16 protein-coding genes are annotated in these 21,035 nt (G+C 44.6%); 1 reads left to right on the top strand and 15 read right to left on the bottom strand.

All coding sequences use genetic code 11. The features are described from left to right. Positions 1-56 precede the first annotated feature (56 nt). The 8 genes from ACTQ16_RS06415 to kdsB form a co-directional block, all read right to left on the bottom strand. On the bottom strand, positions 57-674 hold the full coding sequence (locus ACTQ16_RS06415; protein ID WP_294971992.1) for a sigma-70 family RNA polymerase sigma factor: 618 nt from the start codon (positions 672-674) through the stop codon (positions 57-59). 135 nt (positions 675-809) lie between these two features. Next, positions 810-3,803 (bottom strand): PD-(D/E)XK nuclease family protein, encoded by a 2,994-nt coding sequence (locus ACTQ16_RS06410; RefSeq protein WP_441936672.1) that lies wholly within the window; start codon positions 3,801-3,803, stop codon positions 810-812. Between the two features lie 54 nt (positions 3,804-3,857). Further along, positions 3,858-7,052, bottom strand: coding sequence for a UvrD-helicase domain-containing protein (locus ACTQ16_RS06405; RefSeq protein WP_441936671.1), 3,195 nt, complete (start codon positions 7,050-7,052; stop codon positions 3,858-3,860). A gap of 41 nt (positions 7,053-7,093) precedes the next feature. Continuing rightward, entirely contained in the window at positions 7,094-9,025 is a 1,932-nt protein-coding gene (locus ACTQ16_RS06400; RefSeq protein ID WP_441936669.1) for a DUF5686 family protein, read from the bottom strand. 174 nt (positions 9,026-9,199) lie between these two features. Beyond that, positions 9,200-10,075, bottom strand: coding sequence for a sigma-70 family RNA polymerase sigma factor (locus tag ACTQ16_RS06395; RefSeq protein ID WP_217761489.1), 876 nt, complete (start codon positions 10,073-10,075; stop codon positions 9,200-9,202). 94 nt (positions 10,076-10,169) lie between these two features. Continuing rightward, complete coding sequence (locus ACTQ16_RS06390; protein WP_441936668.1) at positions 10,170-11,852, bottom strand: GH25 family lysozyme; 1,683 nt, start codon at positions 11,850-11,852, stop codon at positions 10,170-10,172. Then, on the bottom strand, positions 11,839-13,242 hold the full coding sequence (tilS, locus tag ACTQ16_RS06385; protein ID WP_441936667.1) for a tRNA lysidine(34) synthetase TilS: 1,404 nt from the start codon (positions 13,240-13,242) through the stop codon (positions 11,839-11,841). The genes ACTQ16_RS06390 and tilS overlap by 14 nt, the downstream gene beginning before the upstream one ends. Positions 13,243-13,311: 69 nt before the next feature. Beyond that, positions 13,312-14,058 (bottom strand): 3-deoxy-manno-octulosonate cytidylyltransferase, encoded by a 747-nt coding sequence (kdsB, locus tag ACTQ16_RS06380; RefSeq protein ID WP_153126168.1) that lies wholly within the window; start codon positions 14,056-14,058, stop codon positions 13,312-13,314. Between the two features lie 249 nt (positions 14,059-14,307). Between kdsB and hrpB the strand changes: the two genes are divergently transcribed. Continuing rightward, the gene (gene hrpB / locus ACTQ16_RS06375; RefSeq protein WP_441936666.1) at positions 14,308-16,884 is read left to right on the top strand and encodes an ATP-dependent helicase HrpB; all 2,577 of its coding nucleotides are present in this window, start codon (positions 14,308-14,310) and stop codon (positions 16,882-16,884) included. Positions 16,885-16,995: 111 nt separating this feature from the next. Here the strand turns inward: hrpB and ACTQ16_RS06370 are convergent, their stop codons facing one another. From ACTQ16_RS06370 to ACTQ16_RS06340, 7 genes are all read right to left on the bottom strand, one after another. Continuing rightward, entirely contained in the window at positions 16,996-17,154 is a 159-nt protein-coding gene (locus ACTQ16_RS06370) for a DUF4295 domain-containing protein (RefSeq protein ID WP_006849046.1), read from the bottom strand. Positions 17,155-17,199: 45 nt separating this feature from the next. Next, the gene (gene rpmG, locus ACTQ16_RS06365) at positions 17,200-17,388 is read right to left on the bottom strand and encodes a 50S ribosomal protein L33 (RefSeq protein WP_006849045.1); all 189 of its coding nucleotides are present in this window, start codon (positions 17,386-17,388) and stop codon (positions 17,200-17,202) included. A 5-nt stretch (positions 17,389-17,393) separates the two neighbouring features. Further along, on the bottom strand, positions 17,394-17,657 hold the full coding sequence (rpmB, locus tag ACTQ16_RS06360) for a 50S ribosomal protein L28 (protein ID WP_006849044.1): 264 nt from the start codon (positions 17,655-17,657) through the stop codon (positions 17,394-17,396). 147 nt (positions 17,658-17,804) lie between these two features. Beyond that, the gene (locus tag ACTQ16_RS06355) at positions 17,805-18,317 is read right to left on the bottom strand and encodes a CinA family protein (protein WP_441936664.1); all 513 of its coding nucleotides are present in this window, start codon (positions 18,315-18,317) and stop codon (positions 17,805-17,807) included. Positions 18,318-18,344: 27 nt separating this feature from the next. Next, positions 18,345-19,379: a tRNA (adenosine(37)-N6)-threonylcarbamoyltransferase complex transferase subunit TsaD gene (tsaD, locus tag ACTQ16_RS06350; protein ID WP_441936662.1), complete on the bottom strand. Its 1,035-nt coding sequence runs from the start codon at positions 19,377-19,379 to the stop codon at positions 18,345-18,347. Positions 19,380-19,406: 27 nt separating this feature from the next. Next, positions 19,407-20,267: a type I methionyl aminopeptidase gene (map, locus tag ACTQ16_RS06345; RefSeq protein WP_441932189.1), complete on the bottom strand. Its 861-nt coding sequence runs from the start codon at positions 20,265-20,267 to the stop codon at positions 19,407-19,409. 134 nt (positions 20,268-20,401) lie between these two features. Then, complete coding sequence (locus ACTQ16_RS06340; protein ID WP_217761486.1) at positions 20,402-21,022, bottom strand: HAD family hydrolase; 621 nt, start codon at positions 21,020-21,022, stop codon at positions 20,402-20,404. Positions 21,023-21,035: the final 13 nt, after the last annotated feature.

Raw genomic sequence — 21,035 nt, 5'->3', positions numbered from 1 at the left:
AGAAAACTCCTAGCCCCTGGGTATAACCCGGAAAGGCTAGGAGTTTTTTGTATCCATTATTTTCTCAAGAAATGTTTCAGCACCTTGCTGCTTGCATTTTTAGAAATCTTACGTATGGCCTTGTCTCTGATTTGACGAACCCGTTCTCGTTTCAAACTCATATCATCAGCAATTTCAGCTAATGTCTCATGATGAATTCCAAGTCCATAGAACTTGCGAACCACTTCTTTTTCACGCTCATCAAGCAAATCCACACAATTATCCAAATCTTTCAGCATTTGCTGGAAAGCTACATTATCATCAGCCATATTCACATCCTGATTCACCAATATATCAAGAAGTGTGTATGGATTTCCCTCGCTTATTGGCTGGTCGATAGACACAGCCTTGCTGGCATTGCGAGGTGCATACTTCTTCTGATCTTTTGGTATCCGATAAAGTGCCGACTGCTTATCAACAGCCTCCTGCATGGCTTGTCGGATGAAAGGAGCTGCATATGAAACAAATCTGGTACCACGGGAAGCATCAAACTTCTGTGCTGCGGTAATCATGGCAAGCGTTCCTTCGCTCACCAAATCATCAAATTCCATTCCCTTACCACGGAACTGATTGGCGACAGCCTTTACGTAGTTCTGGTTTTCACTAACCAATATATTGCATTCTTTTTCTGTCATAATATATTCATTTTTTAGTAACAACAAGTCCTTCTCTTCAAAAGAAGGTTTCTTTTCTGCAAAAATACAGAGAAAAATTGAATCTTACAAATTTTTCTCCGTTTTTTATTCAAAAAGTATCCTTTTTCCATATTCTTACTTACAAAGACCAGCATAAGGACATGCAGCACATCTTTCTTTATCAGCGGTTGGGCGGAAAGGCAATTCTTTATTGAATATATCCGAGAGAATTTTCATGATACCCTCCCAAAATTCATCCTTATAATCTGCTACATTCTCTATATAACTACCTCTGCCAAGTTTCAGCGTCGGATCGTAATCTTCTGCTCTTGCATTCTGAATAAAAAGAAGTCCTGGCGATACCGGGTCCTTAGCTGGATTGAGAGAAGTGGACTGACTTACAATCAAGGCATAGAGGATGGTCTGCAGATAGTAGTCAGTATGCTTGCGCAGCATCTCCGGATTGAACACCTCTGCAATTTCAGCAGGATGAGAAACGGGTGCTCTACCTGTTTTATAGTCGATGACACGAATCTTCTCTGCCATATTTTCCAATCCTGGTTTGCCATTTGCTGCAACAGAATCCAACCTGTCGATAAATCCTGATAGGGTAATATTCTTATCACCACAGGAAGTAGGCAGGACAAACCTTGTTTCTATCGGTATCTCCAAACCGATAACAGTAAATGGTGCCTGACGACTATCTATAACCAATAACTGCTTCAGATAATTAGCTATCACCTCTCTGTTGATAAGTTGCAGTCCATTATACTTTGGCTGATAACCATTACTGCTAACCTTGAACAGCTCTTCACGGAAAGCCTGATCTACTATACGATAAATCAAGGCTTCGTTTTTAATGGCATTCTCAAAATCGGCCTTTGTGATGATGATAGGGTGGATGAGCTGTTCCTTACCATCCTTATCCAGCTTGACTGCAGATTTTGGGGCAAACTGCAGGTATATAAGTTGGGCGGCACGATGGAATATATTTCCGAATATCCGGTTGTCTATCTCGTCTTCATCAATGAGATCTGGCTCTTCCAGTTTCTCTATATATCTATAGTAGAAACGCTTTTCGCATCTCATGTAAGTATTGATGAAAGTAGGAGATATTTTCCAATGTTCATTCAGTTTTTCCCATATTGTTTCTGTCTTATCTACTTCTTTATATTCATCGCGACAAGGAGTCTGACCGAGTTTGAATGAATGACGGTGTACAGTATTCTTTCCTTCTATCATCAACTGCAACATAAAGCGACTCATTTCGCCAGTCTGTCCTTCTTCTGTAGCATTATTATAGGTGAATGCCAAATGTTGGCAACGCTGTATCATGCGATAGAAATAGTATGCAGAGATAGCTACTTTATTGTCAATGGTCGTCAACCCGTAAGCTTTTCTTATAGAATAAGGTATAAACGAAGCATCGTTGACACCCTTTGGCCACTTTCCTTCATTACATGATAAGACTAGCATATAATCGAAATCGAGATTTCGGGTTTCCAAGACTCCCATAATCTGAATACCTACAGCAGGTTCGCCATGAAATGGGATACTGGTTGTCTGGAACAATTGCAGAATCAAGCGCTCCAAGGTTATTGTATCAACCTTTAAATCGCCACTTTCTACAAGTCCTCTCAGACGATTGATTACAGTATAAGAACGGAAAAGAGACTCCTGGAAAAGCTGGTCCACATTCTGCTGCTTCGTGTTATAGCCAATCTGTTTGAGGATGTCTATCAGATAGTTTAGCAATCCCATATTATACTCATCAAGATTCTCAACCTTATCTATATCTCTGAACAATATGGCGAGTCCTTCATCCTCATTCATGATGAGTGTACTTCTATCTGGATAGAACGTCTTCTTTGATTCCAACTGCTCGATAACCTGTAGGTTGAGCTGCGAAATATAACGGGCATAAGGATGGCGCAGGGTGGCAAGAACCTGATGCAGGCGATAAGTATTGCTAGCCTTAGGATGCCCGATGCCCTGCAATTGGATAAGTTGCTGAATCAGACTGTAGAAAGGCGTCTGCTGCAAAGGATATCCGATTGTTATATTCACATGTTCTACCTCCTTTGGGAGAGAATGTAAAACAGTAGGGAGTAAGCTTTCGTCAGCAAGAACAATAGCCACATTGCCAGTCTCCTTGCACAACCCGTTCTCTTTTAGCCAGGTATGTACGAATCTAGCCTGAACATTCTCTGTTGGAGCAGAAAAATAGTTGATTCTCTTCTTCCTGGATAAATTATCATATATGTTCTCCGCAGATTGACCAGACTCGTTTCCGTTTTCATTTGCTTCCAGCTTGCTTTTGTAAGAATCGGCGTCAAGTTCGTTCGGAAAATACTTCAGATTCTGGCGAATATAATGACCCGCTTCATGGTTGTTATCCATATAAGCCTTGTCATAATCCCAATAGAAGACAGCCTTTTCTTCTTTCATCAACCTGTCGCATAATTGCATCTCTACCTTCTGCAACATATTAAAGCCGACGAAAACATACTTCTTGTGTTCAAATTTGAGATTTTCATCAGTCACTACCTGGCGATAAAGCGCACCTTCATAGGCAAGCCCCTGCTGAGCGAGACGACTGTTGAAATCGTTGTAGATATCGAGGAAATGACTCCATAATTGGAGGAATCGCTTTTTCAATTCCGAATTATGGTCTTCCGAAAAATTACTGAAGAACCTCTGAATCATCTTTTTCTGATCATCAGTCAGATAGGAGATATCATCAAGCTCATGAATATCTTTTAAGTTGGAGAACACCAGTTGCGCATCTGCCATGTTTTTATCAATATCGTCAAAATCGGTAATGAGCATCTGACCCCAACCGTAAAAATGGTCAAGAGTTTCATCAATCTCAGTACATTTCACAAATGATTTATGCAAATCGCATACCAGCTTGATAGGGTCAGCAACCTTCAGTGGACTGTTCTGTCGGAACAATTCACTGACAGTTATATATGAAGGAGACCATATAGCCTCATGTTCAATTTCTGCAAGATAGGTATCCAGAAAGAGAGAGGCACGTTTGTTAGGGAAGACGACAACGATGTCGCTCATGTCCCTGCCATATTTCTCTCTCAAATCTCTTGCTACTGATTTAAGAAATGGTACCATAGCTTTACTTTTATTTCTAGTTTTGAGTATCAAAAACTTATTTTGTCAAAATTATTATCTTACTTCAACGACCTTGTTGGGATAAACATACCAAAGATAACCGGTGATATTCTGGTATCCCATTTCACGCAACAAGTTCATATATCCACGAACCTGTTCCTGATGTTCTTCCTTTGGTTTACCAAACTTGAAGTCAACAACTATCGTTTCATTCTCGTCTCTCATCACTCGGTCTGGTCGGAACTTAACAGCTTTTCCATCCACATATTTCACGATAGAGCATTCGTTCAATACTCTCCAGCGGTCAGAGAACCAGTCTTTTACCTGAGGAGAGGCAAGGCGCTGCTTAATCATCTTTTCCAATCTTTCATTGGATACGTTGTCATCGTAGAGAATACCATCTATTTCCAATTGTTTGAGGGCACTTTCTACATCGGCTGAAGTCTTGATAGTAGAAAAAATGCTATGCAATACCGTACCCATTTTGATGTAGAACTTCTGCTGTTCTTCAGCTTCATCACCCTCTACAAAGTCGCGACTCTTATTACTCTGCTTGAATTCCGGCAAATCCGGATTAGCACAAAGTACGATATCTGTCGGTTTCTCATCTTTCATGAAGACGTTCTCCGATTCTTTCTTCTCTTCGTGATTTTCTTCTTCTACGATGAGTTCACCGTAAGAGAAGTTGATATCTTCAGAAGACTCAGATCCTATTCCCGATAATTCTACAGGAACCCCAGTACTCTCCAAATTCCTGGCTACATTCTGAAGAACCGATTCTATCAAGTATGCGCGACTGTTCTGATTGCCTCGCTTACCCAATACAAACAGACTATGGCTGGCACGGGTAAAGGCAACATAAAGCAGATTTAGATTGTCAACAACATTCTGGAGATGCTCATGATGATAATCCCCCTCATAGATGGATTGCATCATGGCTTTTGCATTGAAGTCTACCGGTACGAGGGGCAGTTCATTGAATGGTTCCTCCTGTGGCTCACACCAGATAGTATTCATTTTTTCCAGTTTCCAGTCGCAGAAAGGCATTATTACATAATCAAATTCCAATCCTTTACTCTTATGGATAGTGATAAGTCTGATTCCGTTAATTCCATCACAATGAATACTTTTCTCATGAATGGTATTGTCCCATTCCTTGAGAAAGGCATCTATATCGCTGCTATTGTCTACCAGATATTCGTTCATCTTGTCATAGAAAGCACAGACATAAGCGCTTTGTTTCTTCATATCCTTTACCTTATTCATCCCCAAGGTAGCATAAAGAATCTCCGTAAGCTCAAAGAGCGGTTTTTCCAGCAAGGTAGAATTCTGTTCCAATAATGTTTCAACCAAATGAGGATTCCTCAGATACTTGATTGCATATTTGGCGAGGGTAGCCTTTGCAATGGCATCATCCGGACAAGCCATGAGGCGCAATGCCACAATGAGGGTAGAAACAGCTTGGGAAGCATCCAGTCGGAAAGCCTCATCTGAGACCATCAGAAAATCTGAATTCTCCATAAAATAGGCAGCAATATCCTGAATGGCTTTATTGCTGCGCACCAGAATGGCAATCTTATTAGCTGGAACACCCATAGCCGTGAGCTCAGTTGCTATTTCCAGCGACTGCTTCATCATGCTTTCCGTGATGTCTTCTCCTCCAAGCAACTGCACTTCTACATATCCCTTTTTGCCCTTCTTCTCTGGTACTTTCTGACAAACATCAGCATAAGCATTTACCAATTGTTTTACCTGTTCCTGGTCAGAGCCTTTCAGCAACTCACACTCCTGCTTGGCTGCTTCTACAAAGAAAGCATTATTGAAGGCGATGATGTTGCGGTCTGAGCGATAATTGGTATCAAGAGTTTTCATTTCGAGCGACTTGGTTCCACCAAACTCATTCTCGATATTATTGAGTAATCGCCAATCACCCGATCTCCATCTATAGATACTCTGCTTTACGTCTCCCACGATGAGATTTCCCGCATTTTCCCTGCTCATGGTTTCCTCCAGCAGAACCTTGAAATTCTGCCATTGTATGGTACTGGTGTCCTGGAACTCATCTATCATCACATGATCAAGTTGAGTTCCTATCTTTTCAAAGATAAAAGGCGAGTCACTGTCTTCAACCAAAGCATGAAGCAGAGTCTGAGTATCACTCAACAGGAAACGGTTGGCTATCTGGTTCAGTTCTCTCACTTTCTGGTCGATGCTACCCAGCAGGCGCAACTGGTTGAGATGCTTCATCGTAAGGGTAGCGCTCTTGTAGTCCTTCACCCATTCCGGTCTTTTCTCTTCCGAGAATTTCAAGATAGGATAAAGCTTATCAGATACAAACATAAACAGAGGTGACTGTTCCTTTACATCGCTTTTCTTGACCCAAGCCTCCGGACTTTCATAACATTTATGGAAGGTGGCGTTTATCAAGTCATCTTCATCATATTTGCCATTCTTCAACTTATTGAAATAGCTCCAGATTCCCCTGGTTTTTCCAGCCAGATCATCAGCAGTATATCCACCTTCTTCAAGACTATCAAAGAAAGTTGCGGCAATCTCCTGCAGCTTCTCTCTTGTCTGGCTTCTGATTTCTTTCATCTTGGCAGTAAATTCCTTGAAGAATCCTTCCTTTGACATGCACTGATTCAGAGCATCAGAATTTTCCTTATAGTAATCCTTGAAGATATTCTCACCAAATTTCTTGATGGGACCTATTACATTCCAACTTCTATCATCGTCAATACTTTCCTGAATGTAATCCAAGATCCAGAAGAGTAGACGGTCAGTACTGGTTAAACTTTCTATCAGTTCATCCACAGCCTGCTGTTCTACCTGATAATCGTTCAAACCAATACGCAGATTAGCTGTGAGATCCAGTTCTCGAGCCAGATTACGCAATACCCCCTGAAAAAAAGTATCAATGGTCTGTACGCGGAAGTAATTGTAGTTATGCAAGAGGAGTCTCAGGGCTTCTGCTGCATTCTTTCTTATTATTCCTTCTGAAAGATGGGGCAAGGCAATCTTGATTTGCTCAAGATAGCCATTCGATTCTTCCAGTCCCTGCGCAATACCATAGAGCTGACTCAATATACGCATCTTCATCTCTTCTGTTGCCTTGTTGGTAAAGGTCACAGCGAGAATGGTGCGATAAGCCATCGGATTCTCTATCACGAGAGTCATGTATTCTTTGGCGAGAGTGAAGGTCTTGCCCGATCCTGCACTTGCCTTATATACAGTTAATTGTGAATTCATATATAACTTTGAATTTTATCTTATTTTAAGTTTTAAACAGTTTACCAATTTCTGAACAGTTCGAAGCCGAATCGGCAACCGATACCATCAAATGAAGTATTATGGAATGCTGCAAAGACACCCAAAGTCATCAGTCGGGTAGTAACTCCATATCCTAATTCCGAATAAGGATGCAGATGACGGACAACAAGGGAACTGATGTATAGCCTTTCCTTCTCTATGAATCTTCCTATCAGCGGAACCCATGCCACTGCCAGCATCGGCGCTTCGTATGTAAAATTGGTGCGGGCGTAATAATCGCTGGCATTATACCATTGAGAACTGAGCAGTTCGAACTCTCCGCTCCAGTCATCATTCCAGCCTCCTGGTATGTTATTGTCATGGAAATTTGTGTAGTCTACAAAATCCCAATGATCGCCTTTTTTGGTATAGAAGCCCGTACCCACTCTAAGCGAGTAGGAGCGGCGACGGGAGGAATAGAAAATACTCTGAGCATCCATTTCTACCCGTTCATATTCGATATTGGAGCCAAACAGACCCTTGATTCCACGTTCATAGTCCAGAGTGAGAACGGGGCCACGCTTCCCTTTAGGCGACCATTGTATGCCAATGGCTGGGGCGGACGACTTATAGCATGAAGGATAGCCGTGGGATGTATAAAACGTCGGATTTACAGCCAGACGCTTATGGTTAACCAGACCCACCTCAAATGCCAGATGCTGGTTGAAACGCCAATGGTTGGTTATCTTCAGATAATCGTTCTTGAACTCATAATTGCTGATGGTATCTGTCGGTGTATCCATATCAACAAACTTCCGTGCCACCAGATTGGTTGTGATATGGTTACCATTACCCATTTCTGCCTTGAGATAACCTTCATGAAGGTTGTTATATCTAAAGATAAAAGGCAAACGGAAATAGAAACGATGCTGTCGCATACTATATCCGCCCTTGAATTGCAAACTGAGCAGAAAGTTGTGGTCGAAAGCATATTGCGTTCTCAGGTCAAACTTATATACCAATCCCTTGCGTTCAGAGTAACCCATATAGAGCGGATTAAAGATAGGACTCAGCTTGAAATAGCCCTGATTTTCCTTACCGAAATCTTGAGAAATACGGTTCAGCATATTATCGCCTACCATATCCCAAAGCACATTTTTTACAAAATCATTTTCCTTATGAGCTAAAGTATTCTTGATGTTCTTATTCTTGTAGTAAGATTGATAAAGACTCTCTTCGTCCAGGTTTAATTCCTCCGGTCTCACTCTTGCCATGATAGCCGTATCAGATAATTGCTTGAGCGAATCAGCCTGTAAATCGGGCAAATCATATACCGTAACATACCTTCCAACAATCTTATTGCCAAGGAACCGGAAATTTGCTCTCATATCACATCTTTTTGGAACCAGCGACTTAAAGCCTTCCGCTCCCATCTTCACAGAGATGAAGAAGCGGGTCATATCATATTCACCTTCAAAATCAACCATACTGATTTTTCCGTTCTTGCTGTCAACAATCGCCCTGGTAAGTACCGTCTGCGTATTCCTGATTCTTGGATAAGCGTAAACCTGAGCCATGCCAAAGGGGAGAGGAGTGACCGAATACTTGTAATATATCCGATTGGACCGATGGAAAGGGGAGAGGATGTTCTCCTGAAAGAGATTTTCTTCATACACATTTGGAGTCATGTATCTCAACGCCTGTTCCATCGTTCGACTCCTGTGCGGAATGGTACTGATGCCAAGAATGCGCTTGTTTATCAACTGACCATTAGCATCATGACTCATCCGGTTGTAATACTCGCTGATGAACTTTCTTCCACCTCCGTGAGCCACAGCATACATGGTTGGAACGAGCATGAGCAGGGCATTACGCCGATTTGTACGAAGTTGGAATTTTGTATATGCGCAAGAGGTATGAGCTGCTCTACCTGTAGTATCCACCGTCTGGGCATATCGAAATATCAAATGCATCACCGAATCAGCATAGGCGTCTTTCGGTGACGATCTTCTGGCACAAGCCCAACAAGGCAGCAGCGTGAAGAACAAGAGGCATAATAGATATTTCTTCATACAAATAAAAAATCGGGAACAGAACAGTCTGTACCCGATTGCAAAGTTAACTATATCTGCGCAAATATCCAAATTTTAACCTAGATATTTTGCAAGAATTTTTATATTTCCGGATTCACGCAACTTTGTAATGCTTTTTTCGCGTATTTGGCGAACACGTTCACGCGTTAATCCCATCTTGTCGCCAATCTCTTCCAAACCCTTTTCGGTTTCTCCGATGCCATAGCATGCACACAGGATTTTGCGTTCTCTTTCCTTCAAGACCTTATCAAGAACAGCTCTCAATTCCTGAGCCATACTTTCATGATCAACGCCTTTGTCTGTACGGCTATCATCACCACTCGACATCACGTCAACCATGGCATTATCGTCATCATCAGATCCGAATGGGGCATCAATACTTACATGATGACCACTCGCCATCATGCTCTGGGCTATCTTGTCTTCGTCAACACCCGTTCTATCTGAAATTTCCTGCACGCTTGGCTTACGCAGATTCTCCTGTTCGAACTTGTTGATTTCCTGATTTACCTTATTCAGTGAACCTACCTGGTTGAGAGGCAGTCTGACGATACGACTCTGTTCAGCTATAGCCTGCAAAATACTCTGACGAACCCACCATACCGCATAGGATATAAACTTAAAACCTCTCGTTTCATCAAATCGTTCAGCCGCCTTGATAAGTCCGATGTTTCCTTCATCAATCAGGTCGGTAAGTGTCAATCCCTGATGCTGGTATTGTTTAGCTACAGACACCACAAAGCGCAGGTTGGCTTCTACCAATCTATTCTTAGCTCTTTCGCCAGCTCTACCTCCCTTACGGATAATCTGAGCCAGTTCTATTTCCTCATCGATAGAAATCATGGGCGCACGACCTATCTCAACAAGATACTTGTCGAGCGCCTCACTATTACGATTTGTTATACTTTTCTGTATCTTAAGTTGTCTCATATCTGCTATATTTTCTTTTAGTTACACCCATTTATGTGCGAATATAGCAAAAAAATCGATACGTTGTTACTTTTGATAACTTACTTTAACATAATTATTTAACTGTCTCATTCTGAGAGAATTTCATAAAGGCGTCTTTATAGCCATTAAAAACATTGATATCTACCTCGCCTCTGATGCCAGCCACACGTCCATCTGGACAGAGTTGCCAGTAAACAAGATGAATGTCTGGCTTATATTCTCCATACCTTGCTATCCATACCAGATAGTTATGTTTAAGGTCCGGAGCCATTGATAGATAGCGGTTTACGAATATCTGACTGATGTAGAGTATCGGCTTGGTACCCGTAGCTCTCTCCACGATTCTTAGCCATGTTCTTACCCGGCTGAAGAGCACACCTGCACCACCCATTTTTCTGATCTGGCTGGGCAGAGGCTCCACATCCAGCACTGGTGGAAAGTCGCCTTTGCGTATATAGCTGTGCTTCAGAAAATAATGCGCCTGCTGGGCTGCTGGCGAAATTGTACTGAAGAAGTGATAACTGCCAACCTTGAATCCATGAGCCTTGGCTGCCAGGTAGTCCTTCCTGTAATAGGGATTCAATAGCGAGGCACCTTCCGTACTCTTGATATAGATGTAACGGATAGGGAAGTTGACTGCTCCTGATACCGTTTTCTTACTCAGTCTGCCCAGATGCGTGATGCGCAGACGGTCCCAGTTGATTGGATATTTCTTTCTTCCTTTTCCATGTTGATATTTGGAGATGTCGATACCATAGATACGCTCGGAAGTATAGACCAGTCGCTCTCCTTTATATCTGTCATTTTTCCATTCACCTACACGAAGTGGCTTTCTTGGAGCGATGCTGAATCCCCAGCCTTGTCGGACTCCATTCTGCCATTCACCTTCATAATAAGTTCCGTCATACGCCTGCCATCTGCCATATCCGTTTGCTTGATAAAGACTGTCAAACGCCCCTTCATAGTAGCCGAGCGAATCCGGTTTCAGCTTATAGTTGATAGAACGGAGAAGGGTTGTTCCATGTGTCTTGGCAAGCGATGAGGCAAGGCGAGGAGAGAGTGCGGCAACACCATCCGGAGTCGTTTCTGAAGTTAACCGGAAGAGATGAAGACCAGCCGTATTCCTGCCGTCCATGGCTTTCAAAAGTTCACAAGATTCGCTTGCCCACTTGCCGTCAGCCTGCCTGAAAAACGCCTTGTAACTTATGCAGCGCACCAGTTTCACATGTCCTTTCTTTCGGATTTGTTTCAGTGAATCAAGCATTTTTCTTGCAGAATCTCGTAAGATGATTTCCCGCTGAGTATAGCCGCTTATTGGGTTATATCCGAGGTCTTGAACGGAGTGAGAATGTAAATAATAATTCAACTCTCCAACCTTCCATTTTGAGTCAATATATACGCTATCAAGCGAATCAACTTTTTCTTTCAGGAGAGTATCTGCATCCACCTTCTGATAGCAGCTTTTACTGATGCTGCTATTGTATGCAGCAGCCAGTCTGCCCCCACACGAAGGTATGAGAGTCCATCGGTTCATAAAGTTGGCTGCCAGGCTTACCGTATCCTCATCAAAGCATAAGACCAGCTTGCCGTCTTGTCTCAGTTCGTAATGCGAATAAGCCTTGATAGTGGCTCTTGCCGCCATTACTCTCTCTCTGCTGGGATTGAGACAATAATATATCCAATATCCCAGCGCTGCTAATATGACTACCAACAGGACTCCAGCAATGCTGAAGCCCTTGATTCTATTGTTTTTCATTATTCTGCACAAGTTCTATTTCCAAAATTATTTGGGTTTGATCTGTTATCTTGCTCCTGTCAGAAGTTCTTTCACCTACCAGCCATATGATTTCGCCCTGGCTGTTGGTAATGACATGTTGCCCCATCTTCTGTACCACATTCCGTTTGCGGTCGGTAAGATAATCGCTTACCAATTTACTTCCTTTCATACCGAAAGGGTAGAACCGGTCACCCTTTTCGCATAGGCGATAGGTAAGTGGAAAGCTTACTTTATCTGCATCAAGCGTTATCAGATGACTGCTCTTGCTTGGAGTGAAGTCAGCAGTCCGTGGATAGCAATGAAGTTTTATCTTCAAGCTTTTTCCTAAGTTGTAATTACCTTCTTCCGGCAAGCGGAACGGGCGTTCACTCTGAATGGTATCCAAATCAGCCAAAGCCGTAACCAACAATTGATTTCTATCGATGGCAACCATATAACTGCCATTCTTCCAGAGCTTTCCCACGCCACCGTCCTTGGCAACCAGACTCTCATAAATATCATCAATCACATCACCATGAAAACCATATTTTCCCAGTTCGCTATGAAGCATGAATTCAGGGGAAGGAGCTTTCATAATAGGTTGCTTCTGCAGGCAAATCACATGCTCATCTGCCGATCCTTCATTGCAAGAGTCCTTGACAACACCAGCATCAGCTCTATCATGATTCATCAATCCCTCCAGCATCGTTTTCGCCTGCCTCAGATATTTTGCAGTCTGGTCGATGTTCTCCTTGGCAGCCGGATTGATTGTTTCGAGTAATGGAATCACGTGATGGCGGATTCTGTTGCGCAGAGCATCATCCTCCAGATTGGTAGAATCGGTTACATAATCCTGCCCTTGCAACTGGAGATAGTCTAGAATATCCTGACGGCTGATGCAGAGTAGGGGGCGCAGGATGTTTCCATTCTTGGGAGCAATGCCAGCCAGTCCGTCCACGCCACTGCCTCTGAGCAGGTTAAGAATAACTGTTTCTACGTTGTCATCCCGGTGATGAGCCACACAGATGCCATCGGCTTCAATATCCTTAGCCAGTTGGGCAAAATATCGATAACGCAGGTCGCGGGCAGCCATCTCGATGCTCACTTTGTGCTGACAGGCGTAAAACTGAGTATCAAAATGAATGCGATGCAACGTTATTCCGAGCCTTTCGCAAAGATTGACGCAGAATTGTTCATCGCGCTCGCTCTCTTCACCACGCAGATGAAAATTGCAATGGGCAGCGCTTACGCTCACTCCCAGTTGTTGCAAGATAAAGAGCAACGCCACGCTGTCGGCTCCACCTGATAGGGCAACTATATATCTGCCACGACTTTTAAAAAGATTGTGGTGGATGATGAATTTCCTGACGATAGACTCTATCTTGTTCATTGTCTTGATACTTTACCTGATTATTTATATACTTGATACTTAACCTATTATATAATAGGTAATATTGTTTTATTCCGCCTGCTCCTTGAGAAATTCCTCAGCTCTCTGCAAGTCTTCCGGGGTATCGATACCTACGGTCTCTACGTCTGTAGTTCCCACCTTAATCTTATAGCCGTTCTGCAACCATCTGAGCTGCTCCAGACTCTCCGCAATCTCCAGCGAACTCTGTGGCAACTGGGTCACTTCTCTGAGCACTTCCTTGCGATAGGCATAGATGCCCAGGTGCTTGAGATAAGGGAAATGGCTAAGCCAATCCTTGCGTTCCTTGCCACGAACGTAAGGAATTACACTGCGCGAGAAGTAGAGAGCAAAGCCCTGATTGCTGACAGCAATCTTTGGACTATTTGGATTCTCAACAGCTTCCATCGAGGTGAAAGCCTTGCCCAATGTAGCAATCTGAGTGGTTGGGTCGTCGAAGCAATGACAGATGGTATCCAGCTGACTCTTAGCAACAAAAGGTTCATCTCCTTGAACGTTTACGATAACGTCCCAGTCGCCGCCAATCTTCTCGATAGCTTCTTCGATGCGGTCGGTACCGCTCTTATGGTCGGTGCGGGTCATGACAGCCTTGCCGCCAAATGCTTCAACAGCCTTGAAGATGCGTTCGTCGTCAGTGGCAACGTATGCTTCTTCCAGTACTGCAGCCACTTTTTCATAAACATGCTGTATAACTGGCTTGCCACCCAACATGGCGAGCGGCTTGCCAGGGAAACGCGTAGAGGCGTATCTTGCTGGTATAATTCCTATGAATTTCATAATCTTATTCTCTTTATTTTTATTGTCAACGCTTATATGTTTATTACGAACGCAAAAGTACAATATTATTTTGTATTGACCAAATTATTTTATGCAAATTATACTTTCCGAAAACGTCTATTTATCATAATACACGTTAATATTTTAAGATAGAGATAATATAAAGTAATAAAAAAAACAAAACCAATATGTTATTTACGGATTTCTTTGTACCTTTGCAGAATGTAATTTTAGATTAGTATAAACGATATGAACACTGATAGACTTTTCAGTCAGGCAGGAAATTTGCCTGCATACCAGATTGCCGATGCAGTCAATCAGAAATTGGCGGAATCATCCAATCTCGTCATTACTGCACCACCTGGTGCCGGCAAATCAACCTTGCTGCCACTTACCATTCTCAACGCATGCAATGGCAAGATTCTCATGTTGGAACCGCGCCGGCTGGCTGCTCGTCAGATAGCTGAACGAATGGCCAGTATTTTGGGCGAATCTGTTGGCAAGACGGTTGGCTATCGCGTACGCTTCGAAAATAAGACGTCTAAAGATACTCGCATCGAAGTTCTCACTGAAGGAATCCTCACGCGTATGCTGGTGAATGATCCCACGTTGGATGGCGTCAGCATCGTCATCTTTGACGAATTTCATGAGCGAAGTATCAATTCAGATCTGACGCTTGCCTTGACCCGACAAGCTCAGGAGATTATCCGACCGGATTTAAAGATGGTTATCATGTCTGCAACGATTGATACAACCGCCATTTGCCAAACGCTCCGGGCACCACTCATAGAAAGCCAAGGTAAGATGTTTCCGGTAGAAACCGTCTATGCAGCCGATGATGTCAACACATACGATATGGTTCAGGAGATGGTTGCCACGATTGTCAGGGCCCATCACGATCATCAAGGCGATATTCTGGCGTTTTTTCCTGGCCAGGGAGAAATCCTGAAATGCGAAGAAATGTTAAACGGGATAATAGCCAAGGCTGATGATTCTTCTGCTGATAATATGTGGGCAGCCACAACCGTCTATCCGCTTTACGGCAATCTCTCGCCGGAGAAGCAGCGAAGCGCCATTGCTCCCTCACAGGAAGGAAGCCGAAAAATCGTTCTTGCAACCCCTATCGCCGAAACTTCGCTTACTATTGAGGGCGTGAGAATCGTGGTTGATTCCGGACTCTGCAGAAAGCTGGTCTATGATAACCGAACCGGACTCTGCCAGCTGAAGACTGTACGAATCAGCAAGGATATGGCTACCCAGCGAAGAGGTCGTGCCGGACGAGTAGCTGAAGGTATCTGCTACCGTCTCTGGACGCAGACCTCAGAACATCTGATGGAAGATCAGCGCCGTCCGGAAATAGAAGATGCAGATCTCGCTTCAATGGTTCTGGATATTGCTGCCTTTGGAGAAAACAACCCTGAATCCCTACCCTGGTTCACTCAGCCACCTACCGCTAATCTGCTGTCAGCAAAGAGTTTACTCGTTTCTCTCAGAGCCATTCGGGAAGATGGAAGCATCACAGCTCTGGGCAAGGAAATGGTATCCCTACCCTGTCATCCACGCATTGCCCGCATGATGCTGAACAGAAATTCTGCAGCTTTGGCCTGCGATATTGCAGCGCTATTGGAAGAGAAAGACCCGATGAGCGAATCTTCTGATACGGATATCGCCTTAAGAATCTCCATCCTTCGTTCGCAGCGCAGGAAATCGAATCTGGGAAGATGGAACCGCATCGTACAGATTGCGCAGGAATACCGCAGAATGCTCAGAATCAAGGAAGATAATGGAGAGATAGATGCTGAGGAAGTGGGCAGTCTGATAGCCCAGGCTTATCCGGAGCGCATCGCCAGGGCGGTGGATAATATTGGCAATTTTCGCATGGCAAACGGCAATACGGTCTTCATCGACAAGTCTGATGAGATGTCTGCACAGGAATGGATAGCCATCGCTTCGCTCAATTCTGCCAGCTGCAACGAATCTGCATCCGGCAAATCTGTTTCCGCTAAATCTTCTTCCGGTAACGATGCCGGTGGCAAAGGAAAAGTTTTCCTCTGCGCTCCCGTCGCTGTCAGAGACCTGCCATTTACGGAGGTTGAAAACATCTCCTGGGACAGTAAAGCAGGAATGGTGAAGATGCAGATGGAACAACGCATAGGCAAGCTGGTGATTGATAGCAAGCCGATTCAGAATGCGGATAAGCAGCAGATCATCGATATCATCTGTACCGCAGCCAGAAAAGACGGACTCAGCATGTTCGACTGGAACGAAAGCGTACAGCGCCTGCAGCGACGTGTAGCGAAGGTGAGCGAATGGCATCCCGAATTGGAGATACCCGACCTTTCAACAGAAAAGGTCCTATCGACCGCTGCCGACTGGCTCCCTTTCTATCTGGAGGATGCAGGGCGCGTGAGGACCAGCATCAGCGAGATGAAGAAAATCAATCTTGAGGAAGCCTTGTGGGCACTCATCCCATACGATGTTCAGCAGGAGATAGAGCGCCTCGCCCCTACCCACCTCCGTGTTCCTTCGGGCAGCAACATCCGCATCGACTACCGCCAGGGCGCAGAAGCCCCTGTTCTGAGTGTGCGTCTGCAGGAATGCTTCGGAATGACAGAGACGCCGACGGTGAATGATGGCAAGCAGCCGCTGCTGATGGAGTTGCTTTCACCTGGATTCAAGCCGGTGCAGTTGACTCAGGATCTCCACAGTTTCTGGGAAGGAACCTACTTCGAAGTGCGCAAGGAGCTCAAGCGCCGATATCCGAAGCATTTCTGGCCTGAGAACCCGCTGGAAAGCGAAGCTGTAAGAGGAGTAAAGAAGAAATAGAAACAAGAATATAGGAAACAAAAAAAGGATTGCAAACTTCATGATGAAGAATGCAATCCTTTTTAAATTTTATATCTTCTTCAGATGAACTGAATACTCAATAGCTTGAGATTAGTCCTTGAAGAAATCCTTAACAGCCTCGTTAGGTACCATCTTCTCATCGAAAACATAAGCACCAGTCTTAGGGCTCTTAACCATCTTGATAACCTTTGTATATGCGCGACCATCCATGTTACCTTCGTGGAGGGTAGCGACCGCTTTCTTTGCCATAGTCTATTAAAATTGATAAAATTGTTTATAAACTTGTAAGCTAGCTTACTTAATCTCCTTGTGAAGAGTCATCTTCTTAAGGATTGGGTTGTACTTCATCAACTCAAGACGCTCAGGAGTGTTCTTACGATTCTTAGTAGTCACGTAACGACTTGTACCTGGCATACCACTGTTCTTATGTTCAGTGCACTCGAGGATAACCTGTACTCTATTACCTTTTGCTTTCTTTGCCATGATATTTATTCTCCTATAACTTTAATGTCCTTCCAATCTACATAGCCCTTCTTCACTGCCTGATTAAGTGCAGCGTCAAGACCTACTTTGTTAATAAGACGAAGACCAGCAGCACTGATCTTGAGGCTAATCCAGCAACCCTCCTCTACATAGTAGAATTTCTTGCTGAAGAGGTTAACGTCAAAGCTTCTCTTTGTACGGTGCTTTGAGTGAGACACATTACAACCTAACTGTGCCTTCTTACCTGTAATTTGACAAATCTTAGACATTTCTATCTTTAATTTTCTAATTCGTTAATTATTACCTATTCCAAACAGAGTGCAAAATTACAAAATAATTCGGTAATAACAAAATAATCCCTAAAAGAACGGTGTCTTTTAAGGATTATTAATACTTTACCTGCCAAAATTAGCAATTTATGCCTCTTTTTCCGGTTCTTCTGCATGTTCCTTGAGGAAATCCAGCATGCCCTTAAGCGCTGTATTTGTGGCAATTGCAAGGTTGATGTCTCGTCCGAAATCTTCGGTGAGTTTTACCACGCGAACGTCATCCTTGTTGCCATAACCTACATAGATAGTTCCCACTGGAATGGCTGGAGTGCCACCTGTAGGACCAGCGCAACCTGTGGCTGAAATGGCGAAGTCTACATTCAGGGTCTTGATGGTACCCAGCACCATCTCTCTAGCCACTTCCTCGCAAACGGCAGTCTGCTCCTCCAGCACCTCATGGCTCACGCCCAGGAGATTCTCCTTCACCTCGTTGGTATAGCTTACTACGCCACCCTTGAAGTAATTGCTGGCACCTGGTACTGAGATGATTGCCTCGGCGATACGACCACCTGTGCAGCTCTCTGCTGTACCCACTGTCTTGTCACTGTTGTAGAGCATCTCCTGAATGCCCTTACTCAATATCTTTGTTTCAAATTCCATTCTAAATACAAATATATAATGTATAACTTACTTAAACGTTACTTTTGAATAAGCCGGCAAATCGATGGTAGCGAACTCTCCGTCACGATACTTGAAAGTGCCCACGCAGCCAATCATCGCCGCATTATCGGTGGTATAGCTGAACTTAGGGATATAGATGGTCCAGCCAAAGCGCTTGGCATGATCGCGGAAGGCATTGCGGAGACCGTTGTTGGCACTTACGCCACCAGCCACAGCCACATGCTTGATGCCCGTCTGCTTCACAGCCATGCGGAGCTTCTTCATCAGGATATCCACGATGGTAAACTCGATGCTTGCAGCCAGGTCGAACTTGTTCTTCTCTACGAAGTCAGGATCCGCAGCCACCCACTTGCGCAGACTGTAGAGGAAACTGGTCTTGAAGCCGGAGAAACTGTAGTTCAAGCCAGGGATGTGAGGTTCAGAGAAGCAGAAAGCCTTCGGATTACCCTGGCGGGCATACTTGTCTACGATAGGACCACCCGGATAGCCCCACTCCAGCACCTTGGCACACTTGTCGATAGCCTCGCCAGCCGCATCATCGATGGTCTGTCCGAGCACTTCCATGTCGTTGTAGGCGTTCACCTTCACAATCTGCGAATTTCCACCGCTCACTAGGAGGCAGATGAATGGGAATGGAGGAGCACTCTGGTCGTCATCGCTCTCCTTGATGAAATGCGCCATCACATGACCCTGCAGGTGGTTCACGTCAATCATTGGAATATTGAGCGAACGGGCGAAACCCTTGGCAAAGCTCACACCCACGAGGAGCGAACCCATCAATCCCGGACCACGGGTGAAGGCTACGGCAGAAAGATCTTCCTTCGTGATGCCGGCACGGGCGATGGCCTGGTCTACGACAGGAACCACATTCTGCTGATGAGCGCGTGAAGCCAGCTCAGGTACCACACCGCCGTAAGCTCTGTGAACTTCCTGGGAAGCGGTCACATTGCTCAGCAATACTCCGTTCTTGAGCACTGCGGCAGAGGTATCGTCGCAGCTGCTCTCTATACCTAATATATATATATCCTTTTTTTCTTCCATAATTCTATCGGGCTCATGCCCCTTGTTTTAATGTGTAAGAATCTCCACACCGGTCTCTGTCATCACGAGGGTATGCTCCCACTGTGCAGATGGTTTCTCGTCACCGGTGATAACCTCCCATCCGTATGGATCGTCAGCATCGATGAACACCTGCCAGGTTCCCATATTGATCATTGGCTCAATAGTGAATACCATACCTGGAACAAGCAGCATGCCGGTACCGCGATGACCATAGTGGAGCACTTCAGGTTCCTCATGGAACTTGCAACCTACACCGTGACCGCAAAGATCACGAACCACGCCATAACCATACTTCCTGCAATGCTTCTCGATGGCATGGCCGATGTCGCCTACGAAGCTGTAAGGCTTGGCAGCCTCCATACCAATCTCCAGACACTCCTTAGCCACGCGTACCAGCTGCTCCTTCTCAGGAGTAGTCTTGCCGCCTACGATAAACATACGGCTGGCATCAGCATAGTAACCGTCCACGATGGTAGTCATGTCCACATTGATGATGTCGCCCTCTTCGAGCACATCCTCTTCCTTAGGAATACCATGGCAAACCACCTCGTTGATAGAAGTACATACGCTCTTAGGATAGCCTTCATAGTTGAGGCAGGCAGGAATCGCATCATGATCCTTGCAGTACTGCATGCAAAGGTCATCGATTTCCTGTGTATTGATACCTGGACGGATTATCTCGGCTACAGCGTCGAGACAACCGGTATTGACGACGCCGCTCTTGCGGATGCCCTCAATCTGCTCAGGAGTCTTAATCAAGTCGCGGGTAGGAACCAGCTTACCCTTATTTTCCCAAAACATCACCTGCTTGTCGAGCTCAGTAAGAGGCTGTCCAGGCAAGCAATGCCATCTCTTTTTCTTAACCATTGTCTTGTTATTTTAATATTTGCGAATGCAAAAGTACATCATTTATTGCAGAATGCAAAATAAAATGGTAATTATTTGCAATCGGACTGCAAATAATCACCATAAACTGTTACATCAATTCGATACCCAAAACGTTACTTCAGATAATCGTAGATCTTGTCGCACCAGTCTTCCCCGTTCTGCGGACAATAGGTGAACAAGCCCAGTTCCGAGGCAGCGCAGCAGTTGCGTGGACCGTCATCGATGAAGAGACATTCCTCGGGCATCGTCTTCTCCTGCCCCAGCACATAGCGGAAGAAGTTCTCGTCCGGCTTCATGTATTTCACCTCATAGCTGCGATACATCGCATCAAAATAGTCACCGATAGGATGACCGTCGCCGGAGAACGCCTCACTGTCTACCCAAGCCGATACGTAGGGATTAGTATTGCTGAGGAGCACCACGCGATAGCCCTGCTCCTTCAGTTTTCTGAGCGCCATGAGATTGCGGGCTGGCACCTCTTTCATATAGCCCAGCCAGCAGTGCTGCAGCTCTTCGAAGCTCACCTCTCTGCCCAGCTTTTCGCTCACCATCCGGCGATATTCTTCTTCAGAGATTTTTCCCTCTTCCAGCTGGCCGTTCAAGCCCACCTGCTTGTAGGGGTCCATCTTCTCGGCAAACTCCTTCATTCCCAACTCAACAAAACGTTTGCCTGCCTTATTCTCGTCGAGGGTGATGATAACGCCACCCATATCAAAAATAACTGTCTTGATCATAATTATCCTAAAA

This window comes from Prevotella sp. LCP21S3_D2, assembly GCF_052118345.1.
GTDB lineage: Bacteria > Bacteroidota > Bacteroidia > Bacteroidales > Bacteroidaceae > Prevotella.
This window is presented reverse-complemented; position numbering and strand designations above follow the sequence as displayed.

Coding starts and splice junctions, on each gene's coding strand:
- ACTQ16_RS06415 (WP_294971992.1), bottom strand. CDS start 674: ATGACAGAAAAAGAATGCAATATATTGGTTAGTGAAAACCAGAACTAC.
- ACTQ16_RS06390 (WP_441936668.1), bottom strand. CDS start 11,852: ATGAAAAACAATAGAATCAAGGGCTTCAGCATTGCTGGAGTCCTGTTG.
- tilS (WP_441936667.1), bottom strand. CDS start 13,242: ATGAACAAGATAGAGTCTATCGTCAGGAAATTCATCATCCACCACAAT.
- kdsB (WP_153126168.1), bottom strand. CDS start 14,058: ATGAAATTCATAGGAATTATACCAGCAAGATACGCCTCTACGCGTTTC.
- rpmB (WP_006849044.1), bottom strand. CDS start 17,657: ATGTCTAAGATTTGTCAAATTACAGGTAAGAAGGCACAGTTAGGTTGT.
- ACTQ16_RS06370 (WP_006849046.1), bottom strand. CDS start 17,154: ATGGCAAAGAAAGCGGTCGCTACCCTCCACGAAGGTAACATGGATGGT.
- ACTQ16_RS06340 (WP_217761486.1), bottom strand. CDS start 21,022: ATGATCAAGACAGTTATTTTTGATATGGGTGGCGTTATCATCACCCTC.
- tsaD (WP_441936662.1), bottom strand. CDS start 19,379: ATGGAAGAAAAAAAGGATATATATATATTAGGTATAGAGAGCAGCTGC.
- ACTQ16_RS06395 (WP_217761489.1), bottom strand. CDS start 10,075: ATGAGACAACTTAAGATACAGAAAAGTATAACAAATCGTAATAGTGAG.
- hrpB (WP_441936666.1), top strand. CDS start 14,308: ATGAACACTGATAGACTTTTCAGTCAGGCAGGAAATTTGCCTGCATAC.
- ACTQ16_RS06405 (WP_441936671.1), bottom strand. CDS start 7,052: ATGAATTCACAATTAACTGTATATAAGGCAAGTGCAGGATCGGGCAAG.
- rpmG (WP_006849045.1), bottom strand. CDS start 17,388: ATGGCAAAGAAAGCAAAAGGTAATAGAGTACAGGTTATCCTCGAGTGC.
- map (WP_441932189.1), bottom strand. CDS start 20,267: ATGGTTAAGAAAAAGAGATGGCATTGCTTGCCTGGACAGCCTCTTACT.
- ACTQ16_RS06400 (WP_441936669.1), bottom strand. CDS start 9,025: ATGCATTTGATATTTCGATATGCCCAGACGGTGGATACTACAGGTAGA.
- ACTQ16_RS06410 (WP_441936672.1), bottom strand. CDS start 3,803: ATGGTACCATTTCTTAAATCAGTAGCAAGAGATTTGAGAGAGAAATAT.
- ACTQ16_RS06355 (WP_441936664.1), bottom strand. CDS start 18,317: ATGGAATTTGAAACAAAGATATTGAGTAAGGGCATTCAGGAGATGCTC.